General features: G+C 74.3%; 10 protein-coding genes and 1 pseudogene. 6 read left to right on the top strand and 5 right to left on the bottom strand.

Going from position 1 to position 11,663, the window contains the following annotated elements; all coding sequences use genetic code 11:
* Nucleotides 1-18: 18 nt before the first annotated feature.
* Complete coding sequence (locus ACFWUQ_RS15780; protein ID WP_384538118.1) at nt 19-375, top strand: cytidine deaminase; 357 nt, start codon at nt 19-21, stop codon at nt 373-375.
* A gap of 68 nt (nt 376-443) precedes the next feature.
* On the opposite strand, the gene ACFWUQ_RS15775 is transcribed toward ACFWUQ_RS15780, so the two are convergent.
* Nucleotides 444-1,727, bottom strand: a complete 1,284-nt coding sequence (locus tag ACFWUQ_RS15775) for an MFS transporter (protein WP_384538117.1) — start codon at nt 1,725-1,727, stop codon at nt 444-446.
* Between the two features lie 71 nt (nt 1,728-1,798).
* Between ACFWUQ_RS15775 and ACFWUQ_RS15770 the strand changes: the two genes are divergently transcribed.
* From ACFWUQ_RS15770 to era, 4 genes and pseudogenes are all read left to right on the top strand, one after another.
* Complete coding sequence (locus ACFWUQ_RS15770; RefSeq protein WP_384538115.1) at nt 1,799-2,908, top strand: GlxA family transcriptional regulator; 1,110 nt, start codon at nt 1,799-1,801, stop codon at nt 2,906-2,908.
* 152 nt (nt 2,909-3,060) lie between these two features.
* A complete protein-coding gene (locus tag ACFWUQ_RS15765) occupies nt 3,061-4,392 on the top strand; it encodes a beta-xylosidase (protein ID WP_384538113.1) in 1,332 nt (443 codons plus the stop codon).
* Nucleotides 4,389-4,865, top strand: a pseudogene (locus tag ACFWUQ_RS15760) (WxL protein peptidoglycan domain-containing protein); the annotation flags it as partial. The gene ACFWUQ_RS15765 and the pseudogene ACFWUQ_RS15760, both read left to right, overlap by 4 nt.
* 489 nt (nt 4,866-5,354) lie before the next feature.
* Complete coding sequence (gene era / locus ACFWUQ_RS15755) at nt 5,355-6,305, top strand: GTPase Era (protein WP_384538187.1); 951 nt, start codon at nt 5,355-5,357, stop codon at nt 6,303-6,305.
* A gap of 37 nt (nt 6,306-6,342) precedes the next feature.
* On the opposite strand, the gene ACFWUQ_RS15750 is transcribed toward era, so the two are convergent.
* The 4 genes from ACFWUQ_RS15750 to ACFWUQ_RS15735 form a co-directional block, all read right to left on the bottom strand.
* Nucleotides 6,343-7,038 carry an SAM-dependent methyltransferase gene (locus ACFWUQ_RS15750; protein WP_384538111.1) on the bottom strand — a complete coding sequence of 232 codons (696 nt, stop codon included), beginning with the start codon at nt 7,036-7,038 and terminating at the stop codon, nt 6,343-6,345.
* Between the two features lie 136 nt (nt 7,039-7,174).
* On the bottom strand, nt 7,175-7,996 hold the full coding sequence (locus ACFWUQ_RS15745) for a GNAT family N-acetyltransferase (RefSeq protein WP_384538109.1): 822 nt from the start codon (nt 7,994-7,996) through the stop codon (nt 7,175-7,177).
* A gap of 74 nt (nt 7,997-8,070) precedes the next feature.
* A complete protein-coding gene (locus ACFWUQ_RS15740; protein WP_384538107.1) occupies nt 8,071-8,340 on the bottom strand; it encodes a protealysin inhibitor emfourin in 270 nt (89 codons plus the stop codon).
* A 9-nt stretch (nt 8,341-8,349) separates the two neighbouring features.
* On the bottom strand, nt 8,350-9,423 hold the full coding sequence (locus ACFWUQ_RS15735) for a M4 family metallopeptidase (protein WP_384538105.1): 1,074 nt from the start codon (nt 9,421-9,423) through the stop codon (nt 8,350-8,352).
* A gap of 364 nt (nt 9,424-9,787) precedes the next feature.
* Between ACFWUQ_RS15735 and leuA the strand changes: the two genes are divergently transcribed.
* On the top strand, nt 9,788-11,557 hold the full coding sequence (gene leuA / locus ACFWUQ_RS15730; RefSeq protein ID WP_384538104.1) for a 2-isopropylmalate synthase: 1,770 nt from the start codon (nt 9,788-9,790) through the stop codon (nt 11,555-11,557).
* The last annotated feature ends 106 nt before the right edge of the window (nt 11,558-11,663 follow it).

The raw sequence follows: 11,663 nt of genomic DNA, 5'->3' as shown, positions 1-11,663 counted from the left end.
CTCCCTAAGCTTGCGTCCATGACCGACAGCACCGGGATCGACCCCGAGGACAGCAAGATCATCACGCTGGCGCGCAGCGCCCGGGCCCGCAACGGAGTGCCCGAGGGGGCGGCGGTGCGGGACGAGACGGGACGCACCTACGTCGCCGGCACGGTGGAGCTCGACTCGCTCCGGCTGAGCGCGCTGCGGACCGCCGTCGCGATGGCGGTGGCGAGCGGGGCCCGCTCCCTGGAGGCCGCCGCCGTCGTCAGCGCGGCGGACGCCCCGGCCGAGGCCGACCGCGCGGCCGTCCGCGACCTCGGCGGCCCGGACACCCCGATCCTCCTCGCCACCCCCGACGGCACCCTCACGTCCACCACCCCGGCGGGCCGGTAGTCCCACCGCCGGCCCCCGCCGCCGGCCCGGTCCGGGTCCGGGGGCGGGCCGGCGGTCCCGCGAGACGCCTAGGTCGTCCCCGGGCGGCGGATGACCATCGACATCAGCGCCGCCATCGCGCACAGCGCGCCCGACGCGTACCAGACCACGTCGTACGAGCCGAAGACGTCCCGCGCCACACCCCCCAGGAAGGCCACCACCGCCGCGCCGATCTGGTGCGAGGCCAGGACCCAGCCGAAGACGATCGCGCTGTCGTCCCCGTAGTGCTCGCGGCACAGGGCGATCGTCGGCGGGACCGTCGCCACCCAGTCCAGGCCGTAGAAAACGATGAAGAAGATCAGCGGCGGCCGCACCGACGGCGCCAGCAGCATCGGCAGGAGGAGCAGCGAGATCCCGCGCAGGGCGTAGTAGACGGCCAGGAGGCGCCGCGCCGCGAAGCGGTCGGTGAACCAGCCCGAGGCGATCGTGCCGACCACATCGAAGACACCGATCACGGCCAACAGCCCGGCAGCCGCCGTCACCGGCATGCCGTGGTCATGGGCGGACGGCACGAAGTGGGTCCTGACCAGGCCGTTCGTCGAGGCCCCGCAGATCGCGAAGGTGCCCGCCAGCAGCCAGAACGGACCGGTCCGGGCCGCATCGAACAGGACCGTCACCGCCCGGCGGGCCGCACCGGGGACGGGCGCGGGCTTCTCCGCGTGGACGCCGCCGTACGGGGCGAGCCCCACGTCCGCCGGATGGTCGCGCAGCAGCAGCCAGACGAAGGGGACGACGGCCAGCGCGGACAGCGCCACGGTCACCGTCGCCGGACGCCAGCCGTGGTCCTCCACCAGCCAGGCCAGCAGCGGCAGGAAGACCAGCTGCCCGGAGGCGCCGGCGGCGGTCAGGATCCCGGTGACCAGCCCGCGCCGGGCGACGAACCAGCGGTTGGTCACCGTCGCCGCGAAGGCCAGGGCCATCGAGCCGCTGCCCAGCCCGACCAGCACGCCCCAGAACAGGATCAGCTGCCAGGCGGCGGTCATCCACACCGTGGCCAGCGCACCGCCCGCTATGACGAGCAGGGCCGTCGCGACGACCCGGCGGATGCCGAAGCGGTCCATCATCGCGGCGGCGAAGGGCGCGGTGAGCCCGTACAGCGCGAGGTTGACCGAGACGGCGAGGCCGATGGTGCCGCGGGACCACGCGAACTCCGTGTGCAGCGGCTCCACGAGCAGTCCGGGCAGGGAGGCGAAGCCGGCGGCGCCGATGATCGTCACGAAGGCGACGGCCGCGACGAACCAGGCGCGGTGGATCCGGCCGGCGGGCCGGGGGGCGGGCGGCGAAGGAGTGGGGGAAGGAGCTGTCTGCGTCACGCGGACAGCTTCCGGCCGCCGGGGGCCCGCGAGAAAGTGGCCTGGATGTCAGTGTTCGCTACGATCGGGCCATGGAAGCGAAGCCGGCGCATGCGGGAGTGAAGCCGGCGACCGTGGGAGCGCAGCCAACGCCCGGGCAAGCGACGCCGCCGCACCACGTGGTCGTGCTCGCCCTCGCCGGGCTGCTGCCCTTCGAGCTCGACATCCCGCACCGTATCTTCGGCAAGGTCGCGGACCCGGCCGGTCGGCCCCTCTACGCGATCTCCACCTGCGGCCTCGCCCCCGGCCTGGTGCGCACCGAGTCCGACTTCGCGATCGAGGTCGCGCACGGCCCCGAGCTGCTGGCCACCGCCGACACCGTGGTGGTCCCCGCCTCGCACGAGCTCGGCCCCGTGCACGAGGAGGGCCGGCTCACGCCGGAGCTCGCCGAGGCCTTCGCGCACATCCGCCCCGGCACGCGGCTGGTCTCCATCTGCACCGGTGCCTTCGTCCTGGCCGCCGCCGGGTACCTGGACGGCCGCCCCGCGACCACCCACTGGGCCTTCGCCGAGCGCTTCCAGCGGCTCTTCCCGGCCGTACGGGTGGACGCCGGCGTGCTCTACACCGACGACGGGGACGTCCTGACCTCCGCCGGGGTCGCCGCCGGCATCGACCTGTGCCTGCACATCGTGCGCGCCGACCACGGCGCCGCCGTCGCCAACGAATCGGCCCGGCGGACCGTCGTACCGCCGTACCGGGACGGCGGGCAGGCGCAGTTCATCGAGCGCCCGATGCCGCAGCCGCAGTTCGCCACCACCACGGCGGCCCGCGCCTGGGTGCTGGACCGGCTGCACGAGCCCGTGCGGCTGACGGACCTGGCCCGGCAGGGGGCCGTCTCGGTACGGACCTTCACGCGCCGCTTCCGGGAGGAGTCGGGGGTCAGCCCCGGCCAGTGGATCGTGGGCCAGCGGGTGGAGCGGGCCCGGCGGCTGCTGGAGCGGACGGACCTGCCGATGGAGCAGGTGGCACGGGAGGCGGGCTTCGGGACGGCCCAGTCGCTGCGCAAGCACGTGCAGGCGGCGCTCGGGGTGAGCCCGACCGCCTACCGGCGCACCTTCCGGGTGTCCGGGGAGCCCTCGGGGCCCGCGCGGGCCCGGACGTCCGGGAGCGAGGAAGGTGCGCCGGTAGGCGGAAGAGGCTGACATTCCCTGATGGGTCATCAGTCGATGCGGGGCCCGCGCCTTGACTTCTCCCGGCCCCCGCTCGTCAATGACCCCCTGTCGGCGCGAGGGAACCCAGGGGGCGGGCAGTGCGAACAGGGGCACGGAACCGGAGATGGTCGGCAGCCGTCGGGATGGCCGCGCTCGCGGCCGCGACCGGGGGCGCGCTGGGCGCACCCGCCGCCGCCGAGGGGGGAACGCCCCCGGGCCGGGTGGAGTTCCCGACGCACTGCCTGCCGCCCCAGGAAGCCGGACTGCCGCCGGCGGACGGTCCGACCACCGCGCGGATCAGCGTCGCCGACCCGGCCCCGCGGGTCGGCGACACCGTCACCGTGACCTACCAGGTGGCCGCGACCCCGGCCGTGAACCCGATCGGCGGCGAACTCCCCGCCGGCGTGCTGACCCCGACCGGACGGGTACGGCTGGCGGGCGCGCAGAGCGGCGAGGTCACCGTCGTCGGCGCCGAGCAGGGCGACGCCGTCCCCGCCGGCGCACCCCTTCCGGCCGTCACGATGACCGGCACCTTCACCGTCACCGCCCCCGGCGTGACCACCCTGGCCCCGGGCGGCTACACCCTGCACACGGCCCACCTGATGGACCTCGACACCGTCTGCACGCCCGCCGCCCCCGCCGGCGGGCCGCCCGCCGACCCGGACGAGCCGGCCGCTCCCGCGACCCCCGTCTCCCAACGCCTCACCGCGACCCCGCTGCCCGAGGCCAACCTGCGCCGCGTCTTTCTCGGCACGGCGTACGGGAGACCGGGCGCCCGGGTCGAGGCCACCGCCGCCGGTTTCCCCCCGGGCGCGGCTGTGACGCTGGCCGGGCGGGCCGGCGCCGCCGAGACGGCCGACCGGGTCGCCGCCACCGCCGACGGCGCGGGCGTGGTCCGGGCAGCCCTCCCCGTCACGGACCGGACCACCACCTCGGTGGTCGCCTACGAGGGCCCGGCCTGGTCGGCGGGGCGGGGCTCCGGCCCGGCCGCGTACACGGTCGTCGCCCCGGCGCCGCCGCCCCCGGGCACCCGGAAGGTGACCGCCACCGTCGAGGCGGGCGACCTGGCCATGACGCAGACCGGCGAGGACATCGCCCTCGGCCCGGTCCCGTACGGCGAAGGCGGCGCCGCCACCGGCCGGATCGGCACCGTCACCATCAAGGACGCGCGGGGCGGCCCCGCCGGCTGGTCCCTGATCGGCAGGGTCAGCGACTTCACCGGCCCGGGCGGGGTCCGCATCCCGGCCGGCGCCCTCTCCTGGACCCCGTCGTGCACCGCCGCCGCGGGCAGCCCGAGCCCCTGCGCGCCGGGCAGCGCGGGCGCGGTCGGAGCGGACGGCGCGGTCCTGGCCGCGACCCCCGACGCGCCCCTGGTCGGCGGCACGTTCACCGTCGACGCCGAGGTGGCCCTCCAGGTGCCGCCGTACACCCCGCCGGGCGCGTACACGGCGCTGCTGACGCTGACCCTGTCGTGAACGGCCCGGCCCCGTCGCCGGCGGCCCGGCGGGCGAGGGGCGGGGCACCCGTCGCCGTCGCCGCGTACGTGCTGGCCGCCCTCGCCCTGCTCGCCGCCCTCATCCTGGTCGCCGCCGGGCCGGCCCGGGCCGCCGACAACGGCCGGTGGTCGGTGCTGCCCGCGGCCAACACCGTGGGTCAGCGGCCGTACTTCTACCTGGCCGCCGCACCCGGCGTGAGCGTCGCCGACTCGGTCACCGTGACCAACCGCACCGACCGGCCCCGTACCTTCCGCCTCTACGCCGCGGACGCCTACAACACCGCCCGGGACGGCGGCTTCGCGCTCCGCGGCCCCGACGAGCCGCGTACGGCCGCCGCCGCGTGGACCGCGCTCGCCGTCGAGCGGATCACCGTGCCCGCCGGAGGGTCGGTGAGCGTCCCCTTCACCCTCGCCGTCCCCGACCGGGCGGAACCGGGAGACCACCCCGGCGCCATCGTCGCCGAGGAGGACCGCGTCGCCGCCACCGCCCGGGGGATCGGCGTGCGGCAGGCCGTCGCCGCCCGCCTCTACCTGCGGGTGACCGGTCCCACCGCGCCCTCCCTCGCGGTCCGGGACGTCACCGTCGGCCGCCGGGGCGCCGGCGCCGAGGTCTCGTACACGCTGCACAACACCGGCAACGTCACCCTCCGCCCCCGGGCCGCCCTCTCCGCCGCCGGGGCGCTCGGGCGCCCGCTGCCCGGCGGCGAGCTCACCGGACTGCCGGCCGAACTGCTGCCGGGCCGGGAAGTCCGCCTCAGCGCCCCCTGGAACGACGCGCCCGCGGCGGAATGGGCCGAGGTGACGGTACGCGCCCGGGCCGACGGAACCACAGCTCAGAGCGGTGCCGCCTACGCCGTGCGCCCCCTGCTGCCCACCGTCCTGGCGTCCGCTCTCGCCCTCCTCGCGGCGGCCTGGTCGGCGCTGGGAGCCGCATCGGGGAGAATGGCCCGTATGAGCGATCGTTCCCCCGAGTCCACCAGCCCGCACCGTGCGGGCTTCGCCTGCTTCGTCGGCCGCCCCAACGCGGGGAAGTCGACCCTCACCAACGCACTCGTGGGCACCAAGGTCGCGATCACCTCCAACCGGCCGCAGACCACCCGCCACACCGTCCGCGGCATCGTGCACCGCCCCGACGCGCAGCTCGTCCTCGTCGACACGCCCGGCCTCCACAAGCCGCGGACACTGCTCGGCGAGCGCCTCAACGACGTCGTACGGACCACCTGGGCCGAGGTCGATGTGATCGGCTTCTGCCTGCCCGCCGACCAGAAGCTCGGCCCCGGCGACAAGTTCATCGTCAAGGAGCTCGCGGGGATCAAGAAGACCCCCAAGATCGCCATCATCACCAAGACCGACCTGGTCGAGTCCAAGGCGCTGGCCGAGCAGCTCCTCGCGGTGCACCAGCTCGCCGCCGAGCTGGGCTTCGAGTGGGCCGAGATCGTCCCCGTCTCGGCGGTGGGCGACACCCAGGTCCAGCTGCTGGCCGACCTGATCGCGCCGCTGCTGCCGGAGAGCCCGCCGCTCTACCCCGAGGGCGACCTGACCGACGAGCCCGAGATGGTGATGGTCGCGGAACTGATCCGCGAGGCCGCGCTCGAAGGCGTACGGGACGAGCTCCCGCACTCCATCGCCGTGGTCGTCGAGGAGATGATCCCGCGCGAGAACCGCCCGGCCGACCGGCCGCTGCTCGACATCCACGCCAACGTGTACATCGAGCGGCCGAGCCAGAAGGGCATCATCATCGGCCCCAAGGGCGCCCGCCTCAAGGAGGTCGGGATGAAGTCGCGCAAGCACATCGAGGCGCTGCTCGGGACCCCCGTCTTCCTCGACCTGCACGTGAAGGTCGCCAAGGACTGGCAGCGGGACCCCAAGCAGCTCCGCAAGCTCGGCTTCTGACGCCTTCGGGCCCGACCGGCGGGGCAGGCCCCGCCGGTCAGGGCAGGCGCCGGACCTTCACCACGTTGTCGGGGCGGGTTCCGGCGCTGCCGTCCGGCGCCTTCACGGGCTGTTCGTGCTCCTCAGCGAGCAGGACCTCCCAGGCCCCCGCCGGCAGTTCCAGCTGCTCCAGGACCTCTTGGGGCGAGGGGAGCGCGATCCCCGGGTGGGCCTCGTCCGGAGCCCACGAGGGGCCGCCCGCGTGGCCGACGACCAGGAGGATCCCGCCGGGGGCCACGGCCGCGGCGGCCGTGCGCAGGATCCGGGGCCGCGGGAACTCCCCGTAGGTGTGCAGGAAGCAGGCCGACACGAGGTCGAACTCCCCCTCGGGGAAGGACTGGGCGAAGTCGTGCCGCTGCCACTCCACGCGGTCGGCGACGCCGGCCTCGGCGGCGTGCTCGGCCGCCCGTCCCAGGGCCACCTCGGAGATGTCGGTCCCGGTGACCCGCCAGCCCCGGCGGGCCAGCCACACCGCGTCGGCCCCCTCGCCGCAGCCCAGGTCGAGGGCGCGGCCCGGAGCCAGCCCCCCGGCCTCGCGCACCAGGACGGCGTTGGCGTTGCCGCTCCAGACACGGTCGCTCTCGCGGTAGCGCTCGTCCCAGAAGTCCGCGCCCCCGACCGGGCCGTCGTGCGCGCCGTGGCGGTCGTGACGCTGCTCATCGTGGGAGTCGTGCGGGTGCGCGTGCTCGGTCACGGCGGCCTCTTCTCTGTCTGCATGCCTGTGCGGCGTCTGCGTGCCTGCGGGCGTCTGCGTGCCCGTGCGGCCGATGCTCCGCCGGGGGCGCGCCGGAGGCAAACATCCTTGCCGTCCGGCAAACCCTCGCCGCGCCTCACGCCGCGGGCGGCTCCGCGATCAGGGCCGTCGCCACCCGGCGGAAGCCGAGCCGGGCGTAGACCCGCGCCACGTCCTCGTCCCCCGCGGAGAGGAAGACCGTACGGATCCCGCTCTCCCTGGCCCGCGCGACCAGGGCCGCCGTCACCCCGAGGGCCAGGCCGCGGCGCCGCGCCGCGGGCAGGGTGGCGACACCCACCACCTCGGCGACATCGCCGACCGGGTTGTACTGGCCCGAGCTCAGCACCACGCCGTCCCGCGCGGCCGCCGCCATGACGGTGCGGCCCGACGCCAGCATCGCGGACACCCGGTCCCGGCGGGCCCCCGCCTCCGGGTCCGCGGTCGCCGCCGCCAGTTCCGCGACTCCGGCCTCGCCCACCGCCGTCCCCGGCTCCGCGAAGCCCAGCGCCGGGACCGTCACCGCGGCCGTCAGCAGCGGGTCGTCCGCGCCCAGCAGGCGCACCTCGGGGAGAGCAGGGACCGCCGCCGCGGCCGGGTCCAGGACCATCAGGGGGTGGGCGTGGACGTGCAGGCCCGCCGCCTCCACCGCGGTCCGGAGCGAGGGACTGTTCTCGGCCACCCACTCGAAGGCCTCGGGGACCCCCAGCTCGCGCTGGCGGGCCCGGACCCGCTCCACGTCGGCGGCGGTGGCCCCGGCGCCGCCCAGGGCGGGCCGCGCGTAGTACTGCCAGCCGTCGCCCTCCTGCACGAACAGGGTCAGCGGGCCGAAGTCCTCGGCCCGCGCCCCGCCCGCGCGCGGCACCGTGTCGTAGTACCGCTCCAGCTCGGACAGCGTCGTTTCGATCATGTGGTCGGACATCCGGCCATCCAAGCAAAACGACGCCCCCCGGGCACCCCCTTATCGGGGGCCCGGGGGCCGCCCGGCCGCCCCGCTCAGGCGCCTTCCTTGAGCACGCGCGAGACCAGCGCCCGCTGCGCCTCCGTCAGGTGCGGCTCCTGGCATGCCACCGTGTGCTCGTCCACCGTGATCCGGTACGAGAACCCGTCCCGTACCCGGTCCGCCGGATCCGCCGCCCGGCCCGGCCGGAGCGCCAGCCGGGCCAGGGCCAGCCACTCGTCCTCGTCCGACCGGCCCGAGGTGTCCACCTCGGCCTGCCGCTCGATGCCCGCGAAGCCGCCCGTCCGTACCACCTGAATACGCATGGGAGCCGTCTACCCCACCAGCGGGACGCCCACCGCGGACCACGCCTTCTGGAGCGCCCGGTGCTCGGCGCCGCCGTCCCCGTACCGGGCGACGGCCGCCGCCGCCGACAGCCGGGCGAAGTCCCGGAAGTCCGCGTCCGGGGTCAGCCGGCCGCCGGTCAGCGTGTCGTACCAGACCTGCCCGGCCCGCTCCCAGGCCTTGCCGCCCAGCTCGGTCGCGACGATGTAGAAGGCGTGGTTCGGGATGCCGGAGTTGATGTGCACCCCGCCGTTGTCCCGCCGGGTCTCCACGTAGTCGTCCATCGTCGCCGGTTGCGGGTCCTTGCCGAGCTCGTCGTCGTCGTACGCCGTCCCGGGCGCCTTCATCGAGCGCAGCGCCACCCCGGTCACGCTCGGTCCGAGCAGCCCGGCGCCGATCAGCCAGTCGGCCTCCTGCGCCGTCTGCTCCAGGGTGTACTGCTTGATGAGCGAGCCGAAGACGTCCGACATGGACTCGTTGAGGGCGCCGGACTGCCCGTAGTACTCCAGGTTCGCCGTGTACTGGGTCACGCCGTGGGCCAGCTCGTGGCCGATGACGTCCACCGCCACGGTGAAGTCGAGGAAGAGGTCGCCGTCGCCGTCGCCGAAGACCATCTGCCGGCCGTCCCAGAAGGCGTTGTTGTACTCCTCGCCGTAGTGGACGGTCGCGTCGAGGGGCAGTCCCGAGTCATCCATCGAACGCCGGCCGAAGGCCTTGAGGAACAGCTCGTACGTCGCTCCGAGCCCCGCGTACGCGCGGTTGACGGTGACGTCCTCGCCCGCCGGGTCGCCCTCGCCGCGCACCTTCTTCCCGGGCAGCCGGGTGAGGTGGTGGGCGTCGTAGAGGGTGCGCTCCGGCCCGTCGGGGACGGGCGCCCCCAGGGCGGGCGCCACCGCCCGTACGGTGGTCACCCGGCGCCGGGTGCGCAGCAGGGAGTCGCGCTCCAGGGTGCGCTGTGCGAGATCCGCGCGCCGGGCGTCCCGGGAGCGGGCCGCCCTGTCGAGCAGGTGCGGGGGCACCACGGTGCAGAACACGGGGTGGCGGGGGGCGAGGGAGGCGTCCATGACCGCAATGTGGCAGTGCGTCACTGTCCTGTCACTACCTGCGACCATGATTCATTCGCTCGTCTGACGCGGCGTGCGCCGTATTGACGTTTCGTATGGACTTCGCGGACGAAACCATGAATTGGCTTATATTTAATGCAAATAGGACGCGAGGGTCTTGCATGCTGAAACGGGTCCTCGCATCACGGCTCGGCTCGGCTAGGCTCGGTCCATCATGCGTTTCGGGCTGCTTCTCCTTAGCTGCCGCGGCGAGGGTCTGTAGTCGTAGGCCGACCCCCTCCCCGCGGAGTTCGGTGTGCGGTCCCTGCGACCGCGGTCGGCCGTCCCAGCGAACTACACGCGGACACGCGAGGAGCCCCACGCCATGAGCCAGCAGTCTTTCGTCGGTCGCCCCACGCCCATCACCAACGCGACCCACACCCAGAAGCCGTCCGGGATGCCGATCCACAAGTACGGCTTCTACGAGCAGGTCGAGATCCCGGACCGCACCTGGCCGAACGCCCGCATCACCAAGGCTCCCCGCTGGCTGTCCACGGACCTGCGCGACGGCAACCAGTCGCTGATCGACCCGATGACCCCCGCCCGCAAGCGCGAGATGTTCGACCTGCTGGTGCGCATGGGCTACAAGGAGATCGAGGTCGGCTTCCCCTCCTCCGGCGACACCGACTTCGCCTTCGTGCGTTCGATCATCGAAGAGGGCGCGATCCCGGACGACGTCACCATCTCCGTACTGACCCAGGCCCGCGAGGACCTGATCGAGCGGACCGTGGAGTCCCTGGTGGGCGCCAAGCGCGCCACCGTGCACCTGTACAACGCCACCGCCCCGACCTTCCGGCGGGTCGTCTTCCGCGGCTCCAAGGAGCAGATCAGGCAGATCGCCGTCGACGGCACCCGCCTGGTCATGGAGTACGCCGAGAAGCTGCTGGGCCCCGAGACCACCTTCGGCTACCAGTACAGCCCGGAGATCTTCACGGACACCGAGCTGGACTTCGCGCTGGAGGTCTGCGAGGCGGTCTGCGACGTGTGGCAGCCGGCCGAGGGCCGCGAGATCATCCTGAACCTGCCCGCCACCGTGGAGCGTTCGACGCCGTCCACGCACGCGGACCGCTTCGAGTGGATGGCCCGCAACCTGACCCGGCGCGAGCACATCTGCATCTCCGTCCACCCGCACAACGACCGCGGCACCGCCGTCGCCGCGGCGGAGCTGGCCCTGATGGCCGGCGCCGACCGCGTCGAGGGCTGCCTGTTCGGCCAGGGCGAGCGCACCGGCAACGTCGACCTGATCACGCTGGGCATGAACCTGTTCTCCCAGGGCATCGACCCCCAGATCGACTTCTCGCAGATCGACGAGATCCGGCGCACCAGCGAGTACTGCAACCAGATGGAGGTCCACCCGCGCCACCCCTACGCGGGCGACCTGGTCTACACCGCCTTCTCCGGCTCCCACCAGGACGCCATCAAGAAGGGGTTCGACGCCATGGAGGCCGACGCGGCCGCCGCCGGCCCCGGCGTCACCGTGGACGACCTGGAGTGGGCCGTGCCGTACCTGCCCATCGACCCGAAGGACGTCGGCCGCTCCTACGAGGCCGTCATCCGCGTCAACTCGCAGTCCGGCAAGGGCGGCATCGCGTACGTCCTCAAGAACGACCACAAGCTGGACCTGCCGCGCCGCATGCAGATCGAGTTCTCCCGGATCATCCAGGCCAAGACCGACGCCGAGGGCGGCGAGGTCACGCCGAAGGCGATCTGGGACGTCTTCTCGGACGAGTACCTGCCCAACCCCGCCAACCCCTGGGGCCGCGTCCAGCTGCGCTCGGGCTCCACGGCCACCGACAAGGACGGCACGGACACGCTGACCGTCGAGGCGGTCGTGGACGGCGTGGAGACCGTGCTGACCGGCACCGGCAACGGTCCGATCTCGGCCTTCTTCGACGCCCTGGCCGGCATCGGCATCGACGCCCGGCTGCTGGACTACACCGAGCACACCATGAGTGAGGGCGCCTCCGCCGTGGCCGCCTCGTACATCGAGTGCGCCATCGACGGCCGGGTCCTGTGGGGCATCGGCATCGACGCCAACACCACCCGCGCCTCGCTGAAGGCGGTCATCTCCGCCGTCAACCGCGCGGGCCGCTGACCGCCGCCTCCGCCGGCGGTCCAGGCCGCCGACCGCGTGGGCCCCGCCCCCCCCCCCGGGGGGGGGGGGCCCCGCCCGGGCCCGGGGCGGGGCCCGCCCCCCGCCC

Origin of the sequence: Streptomyces sp. NPDC058662 (assembly GCF_042716255.1) — a bacterium.
GTDB lineage: Bacteria > Actinomycetota > Actinomycetes > Streptomycetales > Streptomycetaceae > Streptomyces.
This window is presented reverse-complemented; position numbering and strand designations above follow the sequence as displayed.

Coding starts and splice junctions, on each gene's coding strand:
- era (WP_384538187.1), top strand. CDS start 5,355: ATGGCCCGTATGAGCGATCGTTCCCCCGAGTCCACCAGCCCGCACCGT.
- ACFWUQ_RS15770 (WP_384538115.1), top strand. CDS start 1,799: ATGGAAGCGAAGCCGGCGCATGCGGGAGTGAAGCCGGCGACCGTGGGA.
- ACFWUQ_RS15765 (WP_384538113.1), top strand. CDS start 3,061: ATGGCCGCGCTCGCGGCCGCGACCGGGGGCGCGCTGGGCGCACCCGCC.
- ACFWUQ_RS15745 (WP_384538109.1), bottom strand. CDS start 7,996: ATGTCCGACCACATGATCGAAACGACGCTGTCCGAGCTGGAGCGGTAC.
- ACFWUQ_RS15735 (WP_384538105.1), bottom strand. CDS start 9,423: ATGGACGCCTCCCTCGCCCCCCGCCACCCCGTGTTCTGCACCGTGGTG.
- ACFWUQ_RS15780 (WP_384538118.1), top strand. CDS start 19: ATGACCGACAGCACCGGGATCGACCCCGAGGACAGCAAGATCATCACG.
- leuA (WP_384538104.1), top strand. CDS start 9,788: ATGAGCCAGCAGTCTTTCGTCGGTCGCCCCACGCCCATCACCAACGCG.
- ACFWUQ_RS15740 (WP_384538107.1), bottom strand. CDS start 8,340: ATGCGTATTCAGGTGGTACGGACGGGCGGCTTCGCGGGCATCGAGCGG.